The sequence below is a fragment of the Streptococcus sp. HMSC077F03 genome (assembly GCF_001812375.1).
Taxonomy (GTDB): domain Bacteria; phylum Bacillota; class Bacilli; order Lactobacillales; family Streptococcaceae; genus Streptococcus; species Streptococcus oralis_S.
The window spans coordinates 18,323-42,139 of sequence record NZ_KV808765.1; the positions used below are offsets into that span (position 1 = coordinate 18,323).

General features: G+C 44.0%; 17 protein-coding genes and 2 pseudogenes. 17 read left to right on the top strand and 2 right to left on the bottom strand.

From position 1 onward, the window contains the following. Positions 1 to 22 precede the first annotated feature (22 nt). From HMPREF2853_RS02860 to purB, 15 genes and pseudogenes are all read left to right on the top strand, one after another. Entirely contained in the window at positions 23 to 3,748 is a 3,726-nt protein-coding gene (locus HMPREF2853_RS02860) for a phosphoribosylformylglycinamidine synthase (protein ID WP_070534768.1), read from the top strand. A 12-nt stretch (positions 3,749 to 3,760) separates the two neighbouring features. Then, positions 3,761 to 5,203 carry an amidophosphoribosyltransferase gene (gene purF / locus HMPREF2853_RS02865; protein WP_065371469.1) on the top strand — a complete coding sequence of 481 codons (1,443 nt, stop codon included), beginning with the start codon at positions 3,761 to 3,763 and terminating at the stop codon, positions 5,201 to 5,203. Positions 5,204 to 5,422: 219 nt separating this feature from the next. Then, positions 5,423 to 6,445 carry a phosphoribosylformylglycinamidine cyclo-ligase gene (purM, locus tag HMPREF2853_RS02870; RefSeq protein WP_070534770.1) on the top strand — a complete coding sequence of 341 codons (1,023 nt, stop codon included), beginning with the start codon at positions 5,423 to 5,425 and terminating at the stop codon, positions 6,443 to 6,445. After that, positions 6,442 to 6,987, top strand: coding sequence for a phosphoribosylglycinamide formyltransferase (gene purN, locus HMPREF2853_RS02875; RefSeq protein ID WP_070534772.1), 546 nt, complete (start codon positions 6,442 to 6,444; stop codon positions 6,985 to 6,987). Before purM ends, purN begins: the two co-directional genes overlap by 4 nt. A 15-nt stretch (positions 6,988 to 7,002) precedes the next feature. Next, positions 7,003 to 8,550 (top strand): bifunctional phosphoribosylaminoimidazolecarboxamide formyltransferase/IMP cyclohydrolase, encoded by a 1,548-nt coding sequence (gene purH / locus HMPREF2853_RS02880; protein WP_070534774.1) that lies wholly within the window; start codon positions 7,003 to 7,005, stop codon positions 8,548 to 8,550. A 120-nt stretch (positions 8,551 to 8,670) separates the two neighbouring features. After that, the gene (gene purD / locus HMPREF2853_RS02885; protein ID WP_070534776.1) at positions 8,671 to 9,933 is read left to right on the top strand and encodes a phosphoribosylamine--glycine ligase; all 1,263 of its coding nucleotides are present in this window, start codon (positions 8,671 to 8,673) and stop codon (positions 9,931 to 9,933) included. A 94-nt stretch (positions 9,934 to 10,027) separates the two neighbouring features. Beyond that, positions 10,028 to 10,144, top strand: coding sequence for a phosphoribosylaminoimidazole carboxylase (locus HMPREF2853_RS10040; protein ID WP_079114924.1), 117 nt, complete (start codon positions 10,028 to 10,030; stop codon positions 10,142 to 10,144). 28 nt (positions 10,145 to 10,172) lie between these two features. Next, a complete protein-coding gene (gene purE / locus HMPREF2853_RS02890) occupies positions 10,173 to 10,661 on the top strand; it encodes a 5-(carboxyamino)imidazole ribonucleotide mutase (RefSeq protein WP_070534778.1) in 489 nt (162 codons plus the stop codon). Further along, positions 10,648 to 11,739 (top strand): 5-(carboxyamino)imidazole ribonucleotide synthase, encoded by a 1,092-nt coding sequence (gene purK / locus HMPREF2853_RS02895; RefSeq protein ID WP_070534781.1) that lies wholly within the window; start codon positions 10,648 to 10,650, stop codon positions 11,737 to 11,739. Before purE ends, purK begins: the two co-directional genes overlap by 14 nt. 26 nt (positions 11,740 to 11,765) lie before the next feature. Continuing rightward, positions 11,766 to 12,401 (top strand): YdcF family protein, encoded by a 636-nt coding sequence (locus HMPREF2853_RS02900; protein WP_070534783.1) that lies wholly within the window; start codon positions 11,766 to 11,768, stop codon positions 12,399 to 12,401. Between the two features lie 14 nt (positions 12,402 to 12,415). Next, positions 12,416 to 12,642: pseudogene (locus tag HMPREF2853_RS02905) on the top strand (phosphoribosylaminoimidazole carboxylase). 3 nt (positions 12,643 to 12,645) lie between these two features. Next, positions 12,646 to 13,338: pseudogene (locus tag HMPREF2853_RS02910) on the top strand (aspartate/glutamate racemase family protein). Beyond that, the gene (locus tag HMPREF2853_RS10165) at positions 13,335 to 13,436 is read left to right on the top strand and encodes a hypothetical protein (protein WP_025171505.1); all 102 of its coding nucleotides are present in this window, start codon (positions 13,335 to 13,337) and stop codon (positions 13,434 to 13,436) included. Before HMPREF2853_RS02910 ends, HMPREF2853_RS10165 begins: the two are co-directional and overlap by 4 nt. Further along, positions 13,437 to 14,756, top strand: a complete 1,320-nt coding sequence (locus tag HMPREF2853_RS02915; RefSeq protein WP_000405639.1) for a hypothetical protein — start codon at positions 13,437 to 13,439, stop codon at positions 14,754 to 14,756. A gap of 60 nt (positions 14,757 to 14,816) precedes the next feature. Beyond that, positions 14,817 to 16,115, top strand: coding sequence for an adenylosuccinate lyase (gene purB / locus HMPREF2853_RS02920; protein ID WP_070534786.1), 1,299 nt, complete (start codon positions 14,817 to 14,819; stop codon positions 16,113 to 16,115). Positions 16,116 to 16,172: 57 nt separating this feature from the next. On the opposite strand, the gene strH is transcribed toward purB, so the two are convergent. Both strH and HMPREF2853_RS02930 read right to left on the bottom strand, forming a co-directional pair. Beyond that, positions 16,173 to 20,204 (bottom strand): LPXTG-anchored beta-N-acetylhexosaminidase StrH, encoded by a 4,032-nt coding sequence (gene strH / locus HMPREF2853_RS02925; protein WP_070534788.1) that lies wholly within the window; start codon positions 20,202 to 20,204, stop codon positions 16,173 to 16,175. A gap of 302 nt (positions 20,205 to 20,506) precedes the next feature. Next, positions 20,507 to 21,223: a GntR family transcriptional regulator gene (locus HMPREF2853_RS02930; RefSeq protein ID WP_001007181.1), complete on the bottom strand. Its 717-nt coding sequence runs from the start codon at positions 21,221 to 21,223 to the stop codon at positions 20,507 to 20,509. A gap of 321 nt (positions 21,224 to 21,544) precedes the next feature. On the opposite strand from HMPREF2853_RS02930, the gene HMPREF2853_RS02935 reads away from it, so the two are divergent. Continuing rightward, positions 21,545 to 23,332, top strand: coding sequence for a glycoside hydrolase family 35 protein (locus tag HMPREF2853_RS02935; RefSeq protein WP_070534790.1), 1,788 nt, complete (start codon positions 21,545 to 21,547; stop codon positions 23,330 to 23,332). Beyond that, the gene (locus HMPREF2853_RS02940) at positions 23,329 to 23,805 is read left to right on the top strand and encodes a PTS sugar transporter subunit IIB (RefSeq protein ID WP_000156968.1); all 477 of its coding nucleotides are present in this window, start codon (positions 23,329 to 23,331) and stop codon (positions 23,803 to 23,805) included. Before HMPREF2853_RS02935 ends, HMPREF2853_RS02940 begins: the two co-directional genes overlap by 4 nt. Positions 23,806 to 23,817: the final 12 nt, after the last annotated feature.

Here is a 23,817-nt window from a genome sequence, read left to right on the forward strand (position 1 = left end):
TGAAATAAAGGAATAAGAATTGATGGATAAACGTATTTTTGTTGAGAAAAAGGCTGATTTTCAGGTTAAATCAGAGAGTTTGGTAAGGGAGCTCCAGCACAACTTGGGACTGTCAACTTTGAAAAGTATTCGCATTGTGCAAGTTTATGATGTCTTAGATTTGGCAGAGGACTTGTTTGCACCTGCGGAAAAACACATCTTCTCTGAGCAGGTAACAGACCATGTCTTGGATGAATCAGCCGTGCAGGCGGACCTTGCTAACTATGCTTTCTTTGCCATTGAAAGTTTGCCAGGGCAGTTTGACCAGCGTGCGGCTTCTTCACAGGAAGCCTTGCTTTTGCTGGGGAGTTCGAGTGATGTGACAGTCAACACAGCCCAACTTTACTTGGTTAATAAAGATATTGATGCGACTGAGTTGGAAGCGGTCAAGAACTACTTGCTCAACCCAGTGGATTCTCGTTTCAAGGACATCACGACAGGAATTGCCAAGCAAGAATTTTCAGAGTCGGACAAGACCATTCCTAAATTGACTTTCTTTGAAAGTTATACGGCAGAAGACTTTGCTCGCTTCAAGGCAGAGCAAGGGATGGCCATGGAAGTGGATGATTTGCTCTTTATCCAAGACTACTTCAAGTCAATCGGGCGCGTGCCAACTGAGACTGAGCTCAAGGTGTTGGATACTTATTGGTCTGACCACTGCCGTCACACGACTTTTGAGACCGAGTTGAAAAACATTGACTTCTCAGCTTCTAAATTCCAAAAGCAATTGCAGGCGACTTATGACAAGTATATTGCCATGCGTGATGAACTAGGTCGGTCTGAAAAGCCACAAACCTTGATGGATATGGCGACTATTTTTGGTCGTTATGAGCGTGCTAATGGGCGTTTGGACGACATGGAAGTGTCAGACGAAATCAATGCCTGCTCGGTTGAAATCGAAGTGGACGTTGATGGTGTCAAGGAACCTTGGCTCCTCATGTTTAAAAACGAAACCCACAACCACCCAACTGAGATTGAACCATTTGGTGGCGCGGCTACTTGTATCGGTGGTGCCATTCGTGACCCATTGTCAGGCCGTTCCTACGTTTACCAAGCTATGCGTATCTCAGGTGCTGGTGATATTACAGCTCCAATTTCGGAAACTCGCGCTGGTAAATTGCCACAACAAGTCATTTCGAAGACAGCGGCTCATGGTTATTCTTCGTATGGTAACCAGATTGGTCTGGCGACGACTTACGTTCGTGAATACTTCCACCCAGGGTTTGTGGCTAAACGCATGGAGCTAGGTGCCGTTGTTGGTGCTGCTCCTAAGGAAAATGTAGTCCGTGAAAAACCGGAAGCCGGTGACGTGATTATCTTGCTAGGTGGTAAGACTGGGCGTGATGGTGTCGGTGGTGCAACGGGATCTTCTAAGGTTCAAACAGTTGAGTCTGTAGAGACTGCTGGTGCTGAGGTCCAAAAGGGGAATGCCATCGAAGAACGCAAGATTCAACGTCTTTTCCGTAATGGTGATGTCACTCGTCTTATCAAGAAATCCAACGACTTTGGTGCTGGTGGTGTCTGTGTAGCCATCGGTGAATTGGCAGACGGTCTTGAAATCGACCTCAACAAGGTTCCTCTTAAATACCAAGGATTGAACGGTACCGAAATTGCTATTTCTGAATCACAAGAACGGATGGCTGTGGTGGTTCGTCCTGAGGACGTAGATGCCTTTGTTGCGGAATGTAACAAAGAAAATATTGACGCTGTTGTGGTTGCGACAGTGACTGAAAAACCAAATCTAGTCATGCACTGGAATGGTGAAACCATCGTCGACTTGGAACGTCGTTTCCTTGATACCAACGGTGTGCGCGTAGTCGTTGATGCCAAGGTGGTAGACAAGGGTGTCAAACTTCCAGAAGAACGCACAACAAGCGTTGACACACTTGAAGCAGATACCCTTGCGGTTCTATCTGATCTCAACCATGCGAGTCAAAAAGGATTGCAAACCATCTTTGACTGTTCGGTCGGTCGTTCAACGGTCAATCACCCACTTGGTGGTCGCTACCAACTCACACCAACTGAGGCATCTGTGCAGAAATTGCCAGTTCAACACGGTGTAACTCACACTGCATCAGTCATGGCTCAAGGTTTTAACCCTTATGTAGCAGAATGGTCTCCATACCATGGCGCTGCCTATGCAGTAATCGAAGCGACTGCTCGTTTGGTAGCTGCTGGTGCAAACTGGTCCAAGGCTCGCTTCTCATACCAAGAGTATTTTGAGCGAATGGACAAGCAAGCTGAGCGTTTTGGTCAGCCAGTAGCAGCTCTTCTAGGCTCTATCGAAGCACAAATCCAGCTTGGTTTGCCATCTATCGGTGGTAAGGACTCTATGTCTGGTACTTTTGAAGAATTGACTGTACCGCCAACCTTGGTTGCCTTTGGGGTGACGACGGCAGATAGCCGTAAGGTGCTCTCTCCTGAGTTCAAGACTGCTGGTGAAAATATCTACTACATCCCAGGTCAATCTTTGGCACAAGAGATTGATTTTGATCTTATCAAGTCTAATTTTGCTCAATTTGAAGCTATCCAAGCTGATCACAAAGTGACATCTGCATCAGCTGTCAAATATGGCGGTGTCCTTGAAAGCTTGGCTCTTGCTACCTTTGGGAACCATATCGGTGCAGAGGTAACCTTGCCTGAACTTGAAAGTTCTTTGACAGCTCAGCTAGGCGGATTTGTCTTCACATCTCCTGAAGAAATCATTGGAGTGGAGAAGATTGGTCAAACGAAAGTAGACTTTACACTCCTTGTCAACGGTGTGAAGCTAGATGGACAGAAACTTGACAGTGCCTTCCAAGGGAAACTGGAAGAAGTTTACCCAACTGAATTTGCCCAAGCTAAAGAACTGGAAGAAGTTCCAGCTGTCGCTTCTGATGCAGTTATCAAAGCTAAAGAAAGAGTTGAAAAACCTGTGGTTTACATCCCAGTCTTCCCAGGAACCAACTCAGAATATGATTCAGCCAAGGCCTTCGAAAAAGAAGGTGCAGATGTCAACTTAGTGCCATTTGTGACCTTGAATGGAGAAGCCATTGTCAAGTCAGTTGAAACTATGGTTGACAATATCGGCAAGGCTAACATTCTCTTCTTTGCCGGTGGTTTCTCAGCTGCGGATGAACCAGATGGCTCAGCTAAGTTTATCGTCAATATTTTGCTTAATGAAAAAGTGCGTGTAGCGATTGATAGCTTTATCGCTCGTGGTGGCTTGATTATTGGTATCTGTAATGGGTTCCAGGCCTTGGTCAAATCAGGTCTTCTTCCATACGGAAACTTCGAGGATGCCAGCAGTACGAGTCCAACCCTCTTCTACAATGATGCCAACCAACACGTGGCCAAGATGGTGGAAACTCGGATTGCCAATACCAACTCACCATGGTTGGCTGGCGTGCAGGTGGGTGATATCCACGCTATTCCTGTTTCGCACGGTGAAGGGAAATTTGTCGTGACAGCTGAGGAATTTGCGGAACTCCGTGACAATGGACAAATTTTCAGCCAATACGTTGACTTTGACGGAAAACCAAGCATGGACTCTAAGTACAATCCTAATGGTTCTGTAAATGCCATCGAAGGAATTACTAGCAAGAATGGTCAAATCATCGGTAAGATGGGACACTCAGAACGTTATGAAGACGGTCTCTTCCAAAACATCCCAGGAAATAAAGACCAGCACCTGTTCGCGTCGGCTGTGCGTTATTTCACAGGGAAATAAAAGGTATAAAAAATGACATACGAAGTAAAATCTCTTAATGAAGAATGTGGTGTTTTCGGTATCTGGGGACATCCAGATGCTGCTAAATTGACCTATTTTGGTCTCCACAGTCTTCAGCACCGTGGTCAGGAGGGGGCAGGAATCCTTTCCAATGATCAGGGGCAATTGAAGCGCCATCGTGATATGGGGCTTTTATCAGAAGTGTTCAGAAATCCTGCTAATTTGGATAAATTGACAGGAACGAGCGCGATTGGGCATGTGCGTTATGCGACTGCTGGCGAAGCTTCTGTGGATAACATTCAGCCCTTCCTCTTCCGCTTTCATGATATGCAGTTTGGACTTGCTCACAACGGAAACTTGACCAATGCCGAATCGCTCAAGCAAGAATTGGAACAAAGAGGAGCTATTTTCAGTTCAACTTCGGACTCGGAAATCTTGGCTCACCTCATTCGTCGGAGTCACAATCCCAACTTGATGGGCAAAATCAAAGAGGCGCTTAGCCTTGTCAAAGGTGGATTTGCTTATATCCTGCTGTTTGAGGACAAGTTGATTGCGGCTCTTGATCCTAATGGTTTTCGTCCACTTTCTATTGGGAAAATGGCAAACGGAGCGGTGGTCGTTTCGTCAGAAACCTGTGCTTTTGAAGTCATTGGTGCCGAGTGGATTCGTGATGTGAAACCAGGGGAAATTGTGATTGTGGATGACAATGGGATTCAGTACGATAGCTATACGAATGATACCCAGTTGGCGATCTGCTCTATGGAGTATATCTATTTTGCCCGTCCTGACTCTAATATTCATGGTGTTAATGTCCATACAGCTCGCAAACGTATGGGGGCCCAATTAGCGCGTGAGTTCAAGCACGAAGCAGATATTGTGGTCGGTGTGCCAAATTCCTCGCTCAGCGCAGCTATGGGATTTGCAGAAGAATCTGGTCTGCCAAATGAAATGGGTCTCATCAAAAACCAATACACCCAACGCACCTTTATCCAACCGACTCAAGAATTGCGGGAGCAAGGAGTGCGGATGAAACTGTCTGCTGTTTCAGGCGTTGTCAAAGGCAAACGTGTGGTGATGATTGATGATTCCATTGTTCGTGGGACAACCTCTCGCCGTATCGTTCAGCTTTTGAAAGAAGCAGGTGCGTCTGAGGTTCATGTTGCTATTGGCAGTCCAGCGCTAGCTTATCCATGTTTTTACGGGATTGATATCCAGACGCGTCAGGAGCTGATTGCGGCCAATCATACGGTCGAAGAAACTCGCCAAATCATTGGTGCGGATAGCCTGACCTATCTTTCGATTGATGGCTTGATTGATTCTATCGGCATCGAAACAGATGCGCCAAACGGTGGTCTCTGTGTAGCTTACTTTGACGGCGACTACCCAACTCCTCTCTACGACTATGAGGAAGACTATCGTAGAAGTTTGGAAGAAAAGACCAGTTTTTACAAATAGGCGGATAAAGGCTCTCCATGAAAGGAAAGGAAGAGAAAAAAAGATGACAAATAAAAATGCTTATGCTCCACGTCTCGCTACTGACTAAAAGCTAAAGCATTTGTCAGTAGACGCTTTGCCCTATGGGACCAAAGCTAGAGCCCTGACTAGTATTTTTAGATAAAATAATTGTTTATCTAAAAATACGTCGCAATCTTCTCAAAGAAAAGGAAAAATAAAATGGCAAATAAAAATGCGTACGCCCAGTCGGGTGTAGATGTTGAAGCGGGTTATGAAGTTGTTGAACGGATTAAAAAGCATGTAGCTCGTACGGAGCGTGCAGGTGTTATGGGAGCTCTAGGTGGTTTCGGTGGCATGTTTGACCTTTCAAAAACAGGTGTCAAAGAGCCGGTCTTGATCTCAGGGACTGATGGTGTCGGAACCAAGCTCATGTTGGCCATCAAATACGACAAGCATGATACCATCGGTCAGGACTGTGTGGCCATGTGTGTCAATGATATCATCGCTGCAGGTGCGGAGCCCCTCTATTTCCTTGACTATGTGGCGACAGGGAAGAATGAACCAGCTAAACTAGAACAAGTCGTTGCTGGTGTGGCAGAAGGTTGTGTGCAGGCAGGCGCAGCCCTCATCGGTGGGGAAACAGCTGAAATGCCTGGTATGTATGGCGAAGATGACTACGACTTGGCTGGTTTTGCAGTCGGTGTGGCTGAAAAATCTCAAATCATAGACGGTTCAAAAGTAGCTGAAGGTGATGTCCTTCTCGGGCTTGCTTCGAGTGGTATTCACTCAAATGGTTACTCACTCGTGCGTCGTGTTTTTGCCGACTACACAGGTGAGGAAGTCTTGCCGGAATTGGAAGGCAAGAAACTCAAGGAAGTCCTTCTTGAGCCGACTCGTATCTATGTCAAGGCTGTCTTGCCACTCATCAAGGAAGAGTTAGTCAACGGCATTGCCCACATCACAGGTGGCGGCTTTATCGAGAATGTTCCTCGTATGTTTGCGGCTGACCTAGCTGCGGAAATTGAAGAAGACAAGGTTCCAGTGCTTCCGATTTTCAAAGCCCTTGAAAAATACGGTCAGATCAAGCATGAAGAAATGTTTGAAATCTTCAATATGGGTGTGGGACTCATGCTGGCAGTTAGCCCTGAAAATGTAGATCGCGTCAAGGAATTGCTGGATGAACCAGTTTATGAAATTGGTCGCATCGTCAAGAAAGAAAACGAAAGTGTCATCATCAAATGAAAAAAATAGCGGTTTTTGCCTCTGGTAATGGCTCAAATTTTCAGGTGATTGCCGAAGAGTTTCCGGTGGAATTTGTCTTTTCAGACCATCGTGACGCCTATGTGCTGGAACGTGCAGATAAGCTCGGCGTCCTGTCCTATGCTTTTGAACTCAAGGAGTTTGAGAACAAGGCGGACTACGAAGCAGCTCTTGTCGAGCTCTTGGAAGAACATCAGATTGACTTGGTTTGCCTCGCCGGCTACATGAAAATCGTTGGCCCAACCTTATTGGAGGCCTATGAAGGTCGAATTATCAACATTCATCCAGCCTACTTGCCAGAATTTCCAGGAGCTCATGGAATTGAGGATGCTTGGAATGCTGGTGTTACTGAGAGTGGCGTGACCATTCACTGGGTGGACTCCGGTGTGGATACAGGAAAGGTCATCAAACAAGTCCGTGTGCCACGTCTAGCTGATGATACCCTCGAAAGCTTTGAAGCTCGGATTCATAAAGCGGAGTACAAGTTGTATCCAGAGGTTATTAGAGAATTGTTGGATAAGTAAATGAAAGGAAATAACATGACTAAACGCGCCTTAATCAGCGTCTCAGACAAAGCGGGCATTGTTGAATTTGCCCAAGAACTTAAAAAACTTGGTTGGGAGATTATCTCAACAGGTGGTACCAAAGTTGCCCTTGACAATGCTGGGGTGGAGACCATTGCAATTGATGATGTGACGGGCTTCCCAGAAATGATGGACGGTCGTGTCAAGACCCTTCACCCAAATATCCATGGTGGGCTCCTAGCTCGTCGTGATCTCGATAGCCACCTTGAGGCGGCTAAGAACAATAAGATCGAGCTTATCGACCTTGTAGTGGTCAACCTCTATCCTTTCAAGGAAACAATCCTCAAACCAGACGTGACGTACGCTGACGCAGTTGAAAATATTGATATCGGTGGGCCATCCATGCTTCGTTCAGCGGCTAAAAACCATGCCAGCGTGACAGTTGTGGTAGACCCTGCTGACTATGCTGTGGTTCTTGAAGAATTGGCAGCAAATGGTGAAACAAGTTACGAAACTCGCCAACGTTTGGCAGCCAAGGTTTTCCGTCACACAGCGGCTTATGATGCCTTGATCGCAGAATACTTCACAGCTCAAGTGGGTGAAGAAAAGCCTGAAAAACTGACCTTGACTTATGACCTCAAACAAGCCATGCGTTACGGTGAAAATCCTCAACAGGATGCGGACTTCTACCAAAAAGCCTTGCCAACGGATTACTCCATTGCATCAGCCAAACAGCTTAACGGCAAGGAATTGTCCTTTAACAACATTCGCGATGCGGATGCTGCCATTCGTATTATCCGTGATTTCAAAGAACGTCCAACGGTTGTAGCTCTCAAACACATGAACCCATGTGGGATTGGTCAAGCTGACGATATCGAGACTGCTTGGAACTACGCTTATGAGTCTGACCCAGTGTCTATCTTTGGTGGTATCGTCGTTCTCAACCGTGAGGTAGATGCTGCGACAGCTGAGAAGATGCACGGCGTTTTCCTCGAGATCATCATCGCACCGAGCTATACCGATGAAGCGCTAGCCATTTTGACCAACAAAAAGAAAAACTTGCGCATTCTTGCCTTGCCATTTGACGCACAAGATGCTAGTGAAGTGGAAGCGGAATACACAGGTGTTGTTGGTGGACTCCTCGTTCAAAACCAAGACGTGATCAAAGAAAGCCCAGCTGACTGGCAAGTGGTAACCAAACGCCAACCAACTGAGACAGAAGCGACTGCCCTTGAGTTTGCTTGGAAAGCCATTAAGTATGTCAAATCAAACGGAATCATCGTAACTAATGACCACATGACATTGGGTGTTGGGCCAGGTCAAACTAACCGTGTGGCCTCTGTTCGTATCGCCATTGATCAAGCTAAAGACCGCCTTGACGGTGCCGTTCTTGCTTCGGATGCCTTCTTCCCATTTGCGGATAACGTGGAAGAAATCGCTAAAGCAGGTATCAAGGCCATCATCCAACCAGGTGGATCCGTCCGTGACCAAGAGTCTATCGAAGCTGCTGATAAATACGGCTTGACTATGGTCTTCACAGGCGTGAGACATTTTAGACATTAAGAACGTAAAGGAAAGAAAACAGTTTCTTTCCTTTTTTTGCTTTAAAAGCGAAACGAAACAAGATTAAAACGAACGTTTGTGATATAATATTAGTAAATAATTCGCAAAAGAGGTTGAGAGATGAAGCTGTTAGTTGTCGGTTCGGGCGGTCGTGAACATGCCATTGCTAAGAAGTTGCTTGAGTCAAAAGACGTTGAAAAAGTCTTTGTAGCTCCTGGGAATGACGGGATGACTCTGGATGGTCTGGAATTGGTAAATATTTCTATTTCCGAACATTCTAAATTGATTGAGTTTGCAAAAGCTAACGATATTGCTTGGTCCTTCATTGGTCCAGATGACGCCCTTGCGGCTGGGATTGTGGATGAGTTCAATGCAGCTGGGCTCAAGGCTTTTGGTCCGACTAGGGCTGCAGCGGAGCTGGAGTGGTCCAAGGATTTTGCTAAGGAAATCATGGTCAAATACGACGTTCCAACAGCAGCCTATGGCACATTTTCAGATTTCGAAGCAGCTAAGGTTTATATCGAGGAGAAAGGCGCTCCAATCGTTGTCAAGGCAGATGGTTTGGCACTTGGGAAGGGTGTCGTCGTTGCGGAGACGGTTGAGCAAGCAGTCGAAGCTACTCATGAGATGCTTTTGGACAATAAATTCGGTGACTCAGGTGCGCGTGTGGTTATCGAGGAATTCCTTGAAGGAGAGGAATTTTCACTTTTTGCCTTTGTCAATGGTGACAAGTTCTACACCATGCCAACAGCTCAGGACCACAAACGTGCCTATGATGGCGACAAGGGGCCTAACACTGGTGGGATGGGTGCCTATGCACCAGTTCCCCACTTACCACAGAGTGTAGTTGATACGGCAGTGGAGACTATTGTCAAGCCAGTTCTTGAAGGGATGATTAAAGAAGGTCGTCCGTACCTTGGTGTCCTCTACGCGGGGCTTATTTTGACTGCTGACGGTCCGAAGGTTATAGAGTTCAACGCTCGTTTTGGTGATCCCGAAACACAGATTATCTTGCCTCGTTTGACATCTGACTTTGCGCAAAATATCACGGATATTCTTGATGGCAAGGATCCGAACATCACGTGGACGGACAAGGGTGTGACTCTGGGTGTGGTTGTCGCATCCCAGGGCTACCCGCTAGACTATGAAAAAGGTGTTAAGCTTCCATCCAAGACCGAAGGCGACATTATCACCTACTATGCTGGAGCTAAGTTTGCGGAAAATAGCAGAGCATTGCTATCCAACGGCGGACGTGTCTATATGCTGGTCACCACAGCAGATACCGTCAAAGAAGCCCAAGATACCATCTACAAGGAACTCGACAAACAAAACACAGAAGGCCTCTTCTACCGAACAGATATCGGAAGCAAGGCTGTTAAGTAAAGATATAAGAATAACGCGACGAAGTCGCCAAATATGCTAATGGTTGCATAACTTGCGAGCATTAGCGAGCAATAAAATAACAATCACCGCCGTTGTGAAAGAACGATTGGATGATAATCCAATCGTTCAGGGAAATTGGAAGACCTTGGGCTTCCGATTTAGGCATGAGACACCTTTGGTGGCTGCTGCCGTCCCTCACAACCTAAGGTGATTGTTGAAAGGAAGAAAAAGGAGAAGAAATGAAACCCGTAATTTCCATTATCATGGGCTCCAAATCCGACTGGGCAACCATGCAAAAAACCGCAGAAGTCCTAGACCGCTTCGGTGTAGCCTACGAAAAGAAAGTTGTTTCTGCTCACCGCACACCAGACCTCATGTTCAAACATGCCGAAGAAGCTCGTAGCCGTGGCATCAAGGTTATCATCGCAGGTGCGGGTGGTGCTGCTCATTTGCCAGGAATGGTCGCAGCCAAAACAACCCTTCCTGTCATCGGGGTGCCTGTCAAATCGCGTGCTCTTAGTGGCGTGGACTCGCTTTACTCGATCGTACAGATGCCGGGTGGCGTGCCTGTTGCGACTATGGCTATCGGTGAAGCTGGTGCGACCAATGCGGGCCTCTTTGCCCTCCGTCTCCTCTCAGTAGAGGATCAAGCTATCGCGACAGCTTTGGCAGATTTTGCAGAAGAACAAGGAAAAATTGCAGAGGAGTCTACAAATGAGCTCATCTAAAACAATCGGAATTATCGGTGGCGGTCAGCTGGGTCAGATGATGGCCATTTCAGCTATCTACATGGGGCACAAGGTCATCGCGCTGGATCCTGCGGCGGATTGCCCAGCCTCTCGCGTGGCGGAGATCATCGTGGCGCCTTATAACGATGTGGATGCCCTTCGTCAGTTGGCTGAGCGTTGCGATGTCTTCACTTATGAATTTGAAAATGTTGATGCAGACGGTTTGGATGCTGTTATCAAGGATGGTCAGCTCCCTCAAGGGACCGATCTGCTCCGTATTTCCCAAAATCGCATTTTTGAAAAGGACTTTCTCGCAAACAAGGCACAAGTCACTGTGGCACCTTACAAGGTTGTGACTTCAAGTCAAGATTTGACAGATATTGACCTGTCGAAAAACTATGTCCTCAAGACTGCGACGGGTGGCTACGATGGGCATGGGCAAAAGGTCATTCGCTCGGAAGCAGACTTGGAGGAAGCCCGTGCACTAGCAGACTCAGCAGACTGTGTCTTGGAAGAATTTGTCAACTTTGACCTTGAAATTTCTGTCATCGTGTCTGGTAATGGCAAGAGCGTGACAGTTTTCCCAGTTCAGGAAAATATCCACCGTAACAACATTCTGTCTAAGACCATCGTCCCAGCTCGCATTTCGGATAGTCTAGCTGAAAAAGCCAAAGCCATGGCGGTACGAATCGCAGAACAACTGAACTTGTCTGGAACCCTATGTGTGGAAATGTTTGCGACAGCTGATGACATCATTGTTAATGAGATCGCCCCACGTCCACACAACTCAGGGCATTACTCCATCGAAGCCTGTGACTTCTCCCAGTTTGACACCCATATTCTAGGTGTTCTGGGAGCGCCATTGCCAGCTATCAAATTGCATGCTCCTGCTGTTATGCTCAATGTTCTCGGCCAACACGTCGAGGTCGCTGAAAAGTATGTCACAGAAAATCCAAGCGCCCACCTCCACATGTATGGTAAAATAGAAGCGAAGCACAACCGCAAAATGGGGCATGTGACTTTGTTTAGCGATATGCCGAATAGTGTGGTTGAATTAGGGGAAGGGATTGATTTTTAAGAAGATTTTGTGGAGGAAATGTATAGATGAGACCAATTATCCCGAAAAGTCCAGAAGTTCCGAAAGAGTTCTCTGATAAAGAAATTTCCTTTTTAACTAAGAGTGTTTTTGGGAAAATAATCGAACCTCAGTCGTGTGATGTTTTGTTTGTTTTCAGTGGGACTCACCCAGGTCATTGGAAAAAAGCTATTGAGGCTTATCAAAAAGGCTATGTAAGACGAATTATTGTGACTGGTGGCCGAAGTTTGACAGGAACGCCTCATCCAGATTGGAATGGGCATACAGAGGCAGAGGTTATTATCCAGCATCTGATGGCCGGAGGCATTCCTGAAGAAGTGATTAAATTTGAAAACTCTTCTAGCAATACTTTAGAAAACGTACTGTTTGCCAAAGAAATTTTTGATTTTAATACTGTTGAGACCGTTATGTTCATTTGCAAAAGCCACGCGACTGGTAGGCAATGGCGGACCTTGGTTCAGCACTTACCAAAGCATCTTTACTACATCCCATATACTTTCAATGCCTTTTACAAGGATGTTGAGATTGGTCGGGATAGCTGGATGAATACAGACATTGGCAAGTCCAGAGTTTGGGGAGAATATCTGCGGCTTCTCCATTATGGGGAAAAGGGAGATATTTTAAAGTTAGATGTTGAATTGTGATATAGGAGATTTCTATGATTCAAATTATTGTCAACGCTTTTGTGGAGGAAGGAAAAGAAATCGCCGTTGTGGAAGTGCTCTTTGCCAGTGCCGACCATGAAAAAGTAAAATCCAATATCAGGAATTAAAGATTCAATATCCAAACAATTATCTGGCTATCTATGATTCGCCATTGGATAAAAATCTAAGTAGCTTGCCGCACTATCCGTCGGTTGTGATAAGCAAGGAGGAGTTTAATTAGCCTATGAAAACTATTGGTCTGATTGGTGGTATGAGTTGGGAAAGCACCACATCTTACTACCAAATCATCAACGAAACCATCAAAAAAGAGCTGGGTGGCCTGCATTCTGCTAAGATTCTACTTTATAGTGTTGATTTTGCAGAGATTGAGCATTATCAAGCAGTCGGAGACTAGGAGAAAAGCGGTCAACTTTTGGCAGATATTGCTCAGCGTTTGGAGCAAGCAGGTGCGGATTTCATCGTTATTTGTACCAACACCATGCACAAGGTTGCTCCGCAGATACAAGAAAAGATTACGATTCCAATCTTGCATATTGCGCAGGCAACTGCGCAGGCCTTGTTGGCTGACGGTATTCAAAAAGTCGGTCTCCTAGGGACCAAGTACACCATGACTCAAGATTTTTACAAGGAGAAATTAATAGAGTCTGGGTTAGAAGTGCTGATTCCAGATCAAGCTGGCATTACAGAGGTTAATCGAATCATTTATGACGAACTTTGCCTAGGGAACATCAAAGAAAGCTCAAAGCAGACTTATCTTGCCGTTATAGATGATTTGAAAAAAGCAGGCGCTGAAGCTGTTATCTTGGGGTGTACCGAAATTGGTCTCCTCGTCAAGCAATCCGACACCGACCTGCCTCTCTACGACACAACGGTGATTCATGCAGAGAAAGCAACAGAGTGGGCGGTAAATAAATGATTATAGAAGACAAGCGCAATCGTAAGGTAGGGCATATAACTTTGTTTAGTGATGTGCCAGATAGTGTGGATGAGTTTGGAGAAGGGATTGATTGGTAGATGGAAATAAGAGAATTTAAAAAATGGTTAATAGATAATGGTTTTGAAGATGATGAACTGTATCAAGAGTCGTTGAAGTGTTATCAGGTTGAAGCATACAAAGCAGCGTACATTTTTTCTTATCTTGCAAATCATAAATATATCGCAAAAATAGCTATTGATTATAGGGGGACTCCATCTAATTTTATGTCCAGTTGCCCTGATCAAGACATAAAAGAAGCTCAGTGGGAGGAGAGAATAAAATCACTTCAGAATGAGGATGAGTGGGAGAAAACGGTTAACGATATATTAATTCAAGCCAAAGATACAGACAATGTATTTAGGTTACCTAATAAAATAAAACAAAAATGTTCGCAAATGAGATCTCTTCGAAATAATGCTGCTCATGCAAAGGATAGATTAATATCTGAGTCAACCGTATTGGAGTTATGGAACGACATCGAGTATGTCTATCCGTATTTTGTAATAAATGGTACGATAGATGCTTGGCTAGATGAACTAGATAGCGTAGTTAAATATTCGAATAATGACTCAAAGTATTTAGATGATCTATTTTATAAGTTTGATAATTTTTCAGTTGACAATAAGAGAATAGTTATTAAAAGTATAATAAAAGAATATTTAATTGATTCAGATTGGGGTGAAAAATATCCCGATGTTATCATCACCTTTTTATCTAAGGTCTTTCAAGACAATAAACACTCAAAACAAATAAGTAAAAATTTTTCCGAAGAAGAAGAGATTTATTTATATATATGTACTGGTAAATATAAATTTCATACTGAAGGGATTAAACTTTTTACTAGTTTAGAAACTTTGAAAAAAAATTATCAATTCAGGTATTTTTGTGGGGAATTTCCTAGTAACTTCTGGAAATTTATAGATGAAATCTCTAGTATAGCAAATCCAGATACATTGATAAATACACTGCTTTTCCTATTAAATCAAACTGATTCGATATTGCTAGCTGTTAATTTCAGTGAAAGCAGATTTTTAGAAAGTAATGATTTATTTTTTGAAGAAATACTAGCTAAAATAGACCCTTTATATTATTACACAATGACTTATTCAGGTCAAAAGCATTACTCGACATCAACATTTGATTATACAAAATTTCACCATTATATATACTATATAAGGTATATAACTTTTAGAGTTTCGGTTGATTCTAACTTGAGACAAAATAACAAAGTGAAAGAATTTATTAAACGTTTTAAAAAGTTAATGACAGATGACTATAGTGGAGATCATTGGAATAGTGAGCGGCAAATGCAAAAACAACTAAGAGAAATTAATGAAACATACACTATAATTGATTAAACATATAATTTGATTTATTGTTAATGTTTGTAATTCTTATATCGAAGAAAGGAAAATTACATGATTGAAAGATACAGTCGCCCTGAGATGGCGAACATTTGGAGTGAAGAAAATAAATACCGTGCTTGGCTTGAGGTGGAAATCTTGGCTGACGAGGCATGGGCTGAGTTGGGGGAAATCCCTAAGGAAGATGTGGCTTTGATTCGCGAGAAAGCGGACTTTGACATCGACCGTATTTTGGAAATCGAGCAAGAAACTCGCCACGATGTGGTTGCCTTCACGCGTGCGGTTTCTGAGACGCTTGGCGAAGAGCGTAAGTGGGTCCACTATGGTTTGACTTCTACTGACGTAGTCGATACTGCCTACGGTTACCTTTACAAACAAGCCAACGACATCATCCGCAAGGATCTTGAAAACTTCACCAACATCATCGCTGATAAGGCTAAGGAGCACAAGTTCACCATCATGATGGGTCGTACTCACGGTGTGCACGCTGAGCCTACAACCTTTGGTCTTAAATTGGCGACTTGGTACAGTGAAATGAAGCGCAATATCGAGCGTTTCGAGCATGCGGCTGCTGGTGTAGAAGCTGGTAAGATCTCTGGTGCGGTTGGAAACTTCGCTAATATCCCACCATTTGTTGAGCAATATGTCTGCGACAAGCTAGGTATCCGTGCCCAAGAAATTTCTACACAAGTCCTTCCTCGTGACCTTCATGCTGAGTACTTTGCAGTTCTTGCTAGCATCGCGACTTCAATCGAACGTATGGCGACTGAGATTCGTGGTTTGCAAAAATCTGAGCAACGCGAAGTAGAAGAATTCTTTGCCAAAGGCCAAAAAGGTTCATCGGCTATGCCTCACAAACGCAACCCTATCGGTTCTGAGAACATGACAGGTCTGGCGCGTGTTATCCGTGGTCACATGATTACAGCCTATGAAAACGTGGCTCTCTGGCACGAACGTGATATTTCTCACTCATCAGCTGAGCGTATCATCACACCGGATACGACTATTTTGATTGACTACATGCTCAACCGTTTTGGAAATATCGTCAAGAACTTGACAGTCTTCCCAGAAAACATGATCCGTAACATGAATTCTACTTTTGGTCTTATCTTTAGCCAGCGGGCTATGTTGACCTTGATTGAAAAAGGCATGACCCGTGAGCAAGCCTATGACTTGGTGCAACCGAAAACAGCTTACTCTTGGGATAACCAAGTAGACTTCAAACCGCTTCTTGAAGCAGATCCAGAAGTAACCTCACGCCTGACTCAAGAGGAGATTGATGAAATCTTCAACCCAGCATACTACACCAAACGAGTAGAGGATATCTTTGAACGTATCGGACTTGGTGACTAATCCTAACAATAAAAAGCGAGATTGAATCTCGCTTTTTCGTATTCTCTTAGAAGAATCTTAGTCTTCTTTTCTCTTAGTCAGTCCGTAGGCTGCTAGAGTCGCCATGAGTCCTGCTGCGACCAAGCCTGCAGAGTCTTGACTTCCTGTTGCAGGGAGTTGTTTTTCATCTGCTTTGGCAGTAGTTGGTGCAGTTTGCTCAGCTTTCTCAGCGGCAGTGCCGACTTCAACAACTTGAGTGACTGCTTCCTGTGTTACCACGCTATTGACAAGCGTTCTTTCTTCTTTTCCATCAGCAGTAGTGCTGACAGAGTAGAAGGCAGTACGGTGGCCGTTAGCTCCTTTAGTAACAACTTGTGTTTGTCCTTTTGGTAATTGAGGATTTTCACGTGTCACAGTAGTGAATGGAATTTCTTCCTCTTGGATATCCAGTCTTGGTTTTGTTTCTGCGGCTGGAGCAAGACCATGTTCGTCTCCTACATGGGTTACAAGGGTTCCGACTTCAATAACTTGGGTCACTGCTTCTTGGGTCACAAGGCTATCTACAAGAGTTTTCACTTCCTTACCGTCAGCACTAGTGCTCACAGAGTAGTAATGACTGCGACGACCGTTAGCGCCTTTAGTAACAACTTGAGTCTTCCCTTTGAGTAAGAGTGGATTTTCACGTGTCACAGTAGTGAACGGAATCTCTTCCTCTTGGATATCCAGTCTCGGTTTCGTTTCGGCAGCTGGAGCAAGACCACTTTCATCCCCTTTGTGAGTAATAGGGGCACCGATTTCAACCACTTGGGTCACAGGTTCTTTGGTTACTTGGCTATCTAGAACGGTTTCTGATTGTTTACCATTTTCAGTAAGGACAGAGATGTAATGAGTGCGTTCACCATCTACACCTGGTGTGACAATCTTTTCTTGCTTAGCTGGGAGGCTCGGATTTTCTTTTTTGATAACTTCAAATGGAATCTTTTCTGCTCTTGTGATGAGTTCCGGTTTGGTTTCAACATTGGCAGCTAGTTCATTTTCATCGAGGCTTCCTGAGTGAGTTGCCGCTGGTTTGAGGCCTAGGCGGGCTGCTTTGAGCTTGGCTACGAGAGCGTCTAACTCAGCTTGCTTGCTGCGGTTGAGGTTGTAGTTGAGAGCCTCTTTAGCTGCATTTAGAGCCTCCAAGCTCTCCTTGCTGTATCCATCCAAGTTTGCAGGGATTTGAGCAAGTTCCTCACGGAGTGCGTTGTAGTTAGCGTGGAAGTAGTCTTTGTTGTGATCTGCAAAGGCAGTCATGAGTTCAAAGATTTCTTCTTCCTTGTACTCAGCACTTGGTTTGTCTGCCCAGATAGCAAGCATGCTTCCGACGGTTGGAAGGTCTACTTCTGGATACTTGGTAGATGCAAGCTGGTTAAATGGTACTTTGCCAGAGTTTTCAAGTGCTTTTGATAGTGGGTAGGCTTCATCTGGTTTGTGATTACCTAGCACGTAGTACCAGTCTCCGTTGGTGTTAAGGAGTTTATAGCCTTTGCTTGCTAGGTACTGAGGAGTTGCAAGGTTATAGCCCCACCATCCTTTAGACCAGTAAGAGATGATGACATCCTTGTCAAACTCAACATCATCCTTGTCTTCATAGTAGAAACCATCGTTGAAGGCCATTGGTTGAAGGCCTCTTTCTTTGGCCATGGCAGCAAGAGTGTTAGAGTACTCAGCAAACTTGCCATAGAGATTGTAGTATTTTAGATAATACCAGCCTTGAGCGTTGGTAGCATCATTAGCGTATTCGTCTGTACCGTAGTTAAAGATCTTAGTCTTGCCCGCAAAGAAGTCCATGTACTTGCCGATAAGGGCTTTGACAAAGTTCATGGCTTCTTCGTTTTCAAGGTCCATGGTTGTTTTGGAGACTTTATCAAAATTAGCTTGAGGATTTGCGATACCTAATTTTTCCATAGCGACAAGCATGGCATCCATGTGACCTGGGCTGTTGATCGCTGGGATGAGTCCAATCCCTTTTGATTTTCCGTACTCGATCAATTCAGTGATTTCAGCCTGGCTAAGAGTGGTTCCGTTTGGATCATCGTAGTAAGCTTTTGTTCCTTCAATGATGGCATTTTTGACATCGTCACTTGCATAAGTTTTTCCGTTAGCAGTGATAGTCATGTCATCAAGTAGGAAGCGAAGTCCATCATTTCCTAGGAGAAGATGCACATCAGAGTAGCCGAGCTCGCTAGCCTTGTCTACGATACGTTTGAGTTGGTCGAGCGTGAAGTACTTACGTCCGGCATCGATGGAGATTACCTTGTTCTTGGCAAGTTTTTCAACTTCGCGTTTCGCGTCTTCTTCTTTTTGAGCTTCTGGTGTGAAGGTCAAGTTGCTGACAGCTTCTTGGAGTTTCGCGATTGCTTGGTCAATCGTGTCCTGTTGGGCGCGGCTGAGGTTGTTATCGAGTGAGCGAATAGTTTTTTCAGCTTCTTTGACAGCTGCGACACTTTCCGCAGTATAGCGGTTAAGGTCTGTTGGCACTTCTTTAAGGGCTTGCTCAGCAGACTCATAGTCGGCTGCGAAGTATTCAGCATTGGCATTTGCGAAGCTACGCATGAGTTTGAAGAGACGTGATGGTGAATAGCGTGCAGATGGGGTATCCGCCCAAGCAGCTACCATACCACCGATGAACGGGATAGTAGCCCCATCAGATTTTGGTACAGAAGTGATTGGAGTGTTCTTGATACCATTGAGTCCTTGGTCGAGGTTATACCAGCCTTGGCCGTCGGCATTTCGTCCGAGAACATAGTACCAAGCATCGTTGGTATTAAGGATTTGGTGACCTTTTTCAACTAGAAGTTTAGAAGAAGCGACGTCGTATCCGCCCCATCCACCAGTCCACATAGAAACGATAATGTCTTTGTCAAAAGTACCAGAACTAGTATCATTATTGTAGTAAATGCCATCGTTGAAAGCCATTGGCTTAAGGCCGTGAGATTTGACGATGCGAGCAAGGTCGTTGGCGTAGGCGATAAATTTATCATAACCCTTGTCTGGGAATCCATCTTCTGGATACCATTTATAGGCTTGAAGAACGCTCCAGCCTTTGGCGTTTGTAGCATCATTGGCGTACTCGTCTAGTCCGATATTGAAGATGTCAGTTTTGCCAGCGAAGTAAGCAGCATACTTGTCGATCAGAGCTTTGGTAAATGCAACCGCTTCTTTGTTATCAAGGTCAACGGTACGAGCAGATTCCTTACCAAAGTAGTTGAAGTTCGGTTTTTGGATGCCTAGTTCTTTCATGGCATGCAAAATCGCATCCATGTGACCAGGGCTGTTTACAGTTGGAATGAGACCAATGCCTTTGTTTTTAGCATAGTTGATCAAGTCCGTCATCTGACTCTCTGTCAAATGGTTGCCGTTTGGATCCTTGTAGTAGGCATCAGTTCCATTTTCGAGTGCACGTTTGACATCGTCACTTGCATAGGTTTTGCCATTGGCTGTGATTGTCATGTCGTCCAGCATGAAACGCATGCCATCATTTCCAACTAGTAGATGAAGATCAGTATAACCGTAGTGTTTGGCTTTGTCGATGATTTCTTTGAGTTGGTCTGGAGAGAAGTACTTGCGTCCAGCGTCGATTGAGATCATTTTTCTTTTTGCCAGTTTTTCATTTACCTGAGGTGCTCGTTCCGTACTAGGAGTGGCTACTGCAGGTGTGACGGCTTCATTTTTCTTTTCTGAAGAAGTACTTTCTGCAGGAGTTTCAGTTGGGGCAGGGCTTTCTTTCTCAGCAGTAGGAGTTGGAGCAGCATTTTCTGTTACAACTGGTGCGCTTGACTCTTCTGTTTTTGGAGCAACTGTTCGAGGAGCCTCCTGGTCTTCTTTGACCTCCTCTTTTATAGGCTTGTCAGCCTTTTCTTCCAGTTTTTCTGGAACCTTGGAGTCTACAGCTTCTTTGACTGCTTGAGGACTCTCCTGAATAGTTTGAACAGTTTCTTCAGCTGTTGGAGCTGGAGTAATCCCGTCGGCAGATACGACTTGGGCGCTAAAAGCAAATCCTATCAGTACAGAAGCTGCCCCAACCGAGTATTTACGGATGGAGAAGCGCTGTTTCTTTTCTAGTTTCATGACAAAACCTCCTTGTTATTATCATATATGATAGCGTTTACATAAAACCAATTTTATTTTATTATCTAAGGAGTAAAATGTCAAGTGGGTTTATATAAGAACTATAATAAATAGAGGAAATCATAAGATTTAGGAGAAATTTGCTAATAAGGGATAAAACAGAGGAAAAACCAAACGAAAATTTACCTTGTTTTTAGTAAAAATGCTACTAATTAAATAAGAGCCCTTCATAGCGTTTTCACAACTTTTTTCTCGTGCTATAATGAATAGAGAAAAAGCCTGAGCTAGGCTCAGGCTTTTTCTTAATGACCTCGGTTACATGAGATGAATTTGATTTTGTAGTAGTCTGCTCGCTTATAAGTTTCACTATAGGCAAGGACTTGGCCAGTGGCCTCAAGTTTTGTAGTCTTTGTTTGGAAGACAGTTGGGAATTGTGTATCGATTCCGAGTACAGAAGCAGCATGCTCTGGTGTTGGGAATGCGATTTCGTTGATTTCCTCAAAATGTTCATCACTCATGTGAATGCGGTAATCCAATTTGAAACGTGTATAGATAGAGCTATAATAGTCAAGATTTGGATAGTTGGCATTGATGTATTGCTCAGGAATATAAGATGTGTGGTAGATGTATGTCACGTCGTTTGTCTGACGAATACGTTCAATCTTATAGTAGAATTGATCTCCACGTAGTCCAAGTTTATCTAAATATTCAAGTTTGTTTCCGCGCTCGATAGAAAGGACAGTAACTTTATCGTCTTTTGTTTCAAAGATTTCGACATCTGAAAACTCAACGAGTTTGTGCTTACGGGCACGTGAAACGAAAGTACCTTTACCTTGTTGGCGGACAATGTAGCCGTCTTTAGCAAGGTCGTTCAAGGCACGAACAACTGTGATTGAACTCACATCGTACATCGCGATCAATTCGGCTTCTGTATAAAATTTATCTCCACTTGCAAATTGACCAGAGATGATTTTGTTTTTTAATTCATCTTTAATATATTGGTATTTAGGAATAGCCATAAATTTCACCTCGATTCTCTTTCTCCAATTTTGATTTTACCACAAATATAAAGAAAAGAGTAGTATTAAGGTCAAAAAATTAAAATAATAGACTAAAAATGTTATTTTACATGTAAAAAAATTCATTTGATGTTCTTGTGAATTATCATACATAAAAAGATCGTTTTCATGCTATTTTTAGATAATTTCGGTAAACGGTAAGTAAAAAAATAGAAAAATTTTAAATAATTTTCTAAAACCTATTGACAAATGCAAAAGATTTGATTATAGTTAATATTATAATAAATGAAAGCGCAAACTTAATTCGTCAGAGGTAATAACATGACCAGATTTAAAATTGAGGACGATTTCTATTTAGACGAAAAACCGTTCAAGATTTTGTCCGGCGCCATTCATTATTTTAGGATTCCAGCAGAGGATTGGTATCATTCTCTCTATAACTTAAAGGCGCTTGGCTTTAATACAGTCGAGACCTATGTGGCTTGGAATTTACACGAACCTGTTGAAGGGGAGTTTGATTTTGAAGGTGCCAGAAATTTGGAGAGATTTCTTCAAATTGCACAAGATTTGGGTCTCTATGCCATTGTACGCCCGTCTCCATTTATCTGTGCGGAATGGGAATTTGGTGGCTTGCCGGCTTGGCTCTTGACCAAGGACATGCGAATTCGCTCGTCCGACCCAGCCTATATCGAGGCTGTTGCTCGCTATTATGACCAATTATTGCCAAGGCTTGTGCCTCGCTTGTTGGATAATGGCGGAAACATTCTTATGATGCAAGTCGAAAATGAATATGGCTCTTATGGAGAAGATAAGTCTTATCTACGAGCAATTCGGAAATTGATGGAAGACCGAGGGATTGATTGCCCACTCTTTACTTCAGATGGTCCATGGAGGGCTACTCTGAAAGCCGGAACCTTGATTGAAGACGACCTCTTTGTGACAGGGAACTTCGGCTCTAAAGCTCCGTACAACTTTTCACAGATGCAGGAATTCTTTGATGAGTATGGTAAGAAATGGCCCCTCATGTGTATGGAATTCTGGGATGGTTGGTTCAACCGTTGGAAAGAACCCATCATCACACGGGATCCTAAAGAATTGGCAGAGGCTGTTCGAGAGGTATTGGAGCAAGGCTCTATCAACCTTTACATGTTCCATGGTGGTACAAACTTTGGTTTCATGAATGGTTGCTCGGCTCGAGGAACTCTAGATTTGCCACAAGTCACATCTTATGACTATGACGCCCTTCTTGATGAAGAAGGAAATCCAACTGCTAAATACCTAGCAGTCAAGAAGATGATGGCAACACACTTCCCAGAGTATCCACAGTTGGAACCACTCTATAAGGAAAGCATGGAGATAGGGTCCATTCCATTGGTCGAAAAAGTTTCCTTGTTTGAAACTCTGGATAGTCTCTCTAGTCCTACTGAAAGCCTCTATCCAAAAGCAATGGAAGAACTTGGTCAAAGCTATGGCTACCTTCTCTATCGTACTGAAGCAAGTTGGGATGCAGAAGAGGAACGTCTCCGTATCATTGATGGACGTGACCGAGCTCAACTCTTTGTAGATGGTCAATGGATTGCTACTCAATACCAGACAGAGATTGGTGAAGACATCTACTGTCAGGGTAACCGAGAAGGCTTTTCAGAGATTGACATCTTGATCGAAAATATGGGGCGTGTCAACTACGGACATAAGTTCTTGGCAGATACGCAGCGTAAAGGAATTCGTACAGGTGTCTGCAAGGATCTACATTTCTTACTGAATTGGAAACAATATCCACTACCACTGGATAATCCTGAGAAAATTGATTTTTCAAAAGGATGGACAGAAGGACAACCAGCCTTTTACGCTTTCGACTTCACCGTTGAAGAGCCGAAGGATACCTACTTAGACTTGTCTGAGTTTGGTAAGGGCGTTGCCTTTGTCAACGGGCGCCACCTAGGGCGTTTCTGGAACGTCGGCCCGACCCTCTCACTTTATATCCCTCATTGTTATCTCAAGGAAGGTGCGAACCGCATCATCATCTTTGAAACTGAGGGCGAATATAAAGAAGAGATTCATTTAACTCGTAAACCTACACTAAAAAACATAAAGGGGGAAAACTTATGACAATTGTAGGATGCCGTATCGATGGACGTTTGATCCACGGTCAAGTAGCCAATCTTTGGGCTGGAAAACTAAATGTTTCACGCATTATGGTTGTAGACGACGAAGTTGTTAACAACGACATCGAAAAGAGTGGTTTGAAGCTTGCGACACCACCAGGTGTGAAACTCAGTATCTTGCCAGTTGAGAAAGCAGCAGCAAATATCCTTGCTGGTAAATACGATAGCCAACGTCTCTTTATCGTTGCACGTAAACCAGACCGTTTCCTTGGTTTGGTCGAAGCAGGTGTTCCGCTTGAAACACTCAACGTCGGCAATATGTCTCAAACACCAGAAACTCGCTCTATCACACGTTCTATCAACGTGGTAGACAAGGATGTGGAAGATTTCCACAAACTAGCAGAAAAAGGTGTGAAACTCACTGCTCAAATGGTTCCAAATGATCCAGTTTCAGACTTTTTGAGCTTATTAAAATAGGAAAAAATTTTT

Excerpts from the sequence above, each read along its gene's own strand:
- HMPREF2853_RS02860 (WP_070534768.1), top strand. The coding sequence starts at position 23 with ATGGATAAACGTATTTTTGTTGAGAAAAAGGCTGATTTTCAGGTTAAA.
- purF (WP_065371469.1), top strand. The coding sequence starts at position 3,761 with ATGACATACGAAGTAAAATCTCTTAATGAAGAATGTGGTGTTTTCGGT.
- purM (WP_070534770.1), top strand. The coding sequence starts at position 5,423 with ATGGCAAATAAAAATGCGTACGCCCAGTCGGGTGTAGATGTTGAAGCG.
- purN (WP_070534772.1), top strand. The coding sequence starts at position 6,442 with ATGAAAAAAATAGCGGTTTTTGCCTCTGGTAATGGCTCAAATTTTCAG.
- purH (WP_070534774.1), top strand. The coding sequence starts at position 7,003 with ATGACTAAACGCGCCTTAATCAGCGTCTCAGACAAAGCGGGCATTGTT.
- purD (WP_070534776.1), top strand. The coding sequence starts at position 8,671 with ATGAAGCTGTTAGTTGTCGGTTCGGGCGGTCGTGAACATGCCATTGCT.
- purE (WP_070534778.1), top strand. The coding sequence starts at position 10,173 with ATGAAACCCGTAATTTCCATTATCATGGGCTCCAAATCCGACTGGGCA.
- purK (WP_070534781.1), top strand. The coding sequence starts at position 10,648 with ATGAGCTCATCTAAAACAATCGGAATTATCGGTGGCGGTCAGCTGGGT.
- HMPREF2853_RS02900 (WP_070534783.1), top strand. The coding sequence starts at position 11,766 with ATGAGACCAATTATCCCGAAAAGTCCAGAAGTTCCGAAAGAGTTCTCT.
- HMPREF2853_RS10165 (WP_025171505.1), top strand. The coding sequence starts at position 13,335 with ATGATTATAGAAGACAAGCGCAATCGTAAGGTAGGGCATATAACTTTG.
- HMPREF2853_RS02915 (WP_000405639.1), top strand. The coding sequence starts at position 13,437 with ATGGAAATAAGAGAATTTAAAAAATGGTTAATAGATAATGGTTTTGAA.
- purB (WP_070534786.1), top strand. The coding sequence starts at position 14,817 with ATGATTGAAAGATACAGTCGCCCTGAGATGGCGAACATTTGGAGTGAA.
- strH (WP_070534788.1), bottom strand. The coding sequence starts at position 20,204 with ATGAAACTAGAAAAGAAACAGCGCTTCTCCATCCGTAAATACTCGGTT.
- HMPREF2853_RS02930 (WP_001007181.1), bottom strand. The coding sequence starts at position 21,223 with ATGGCTATTCCTAAATACCAATATATTAAAGATGAATTAAAAAACAAA.
- HMPREF2853_RS02935 (WP_070534790.1), top strand. The coding sequence starts at position 21,545 with ATGACCAGATTTAAAATTGAGGACGATTTCTATTTAGACGAAAAACCG.
- HMPREF2853_RS02940 (WP_000156968.1), top strand. The coding sequence starts at position 23,329 with ATGACAATTGTAGGATGCCGTATCGATGGACGTTTGATCCACGGTCAA.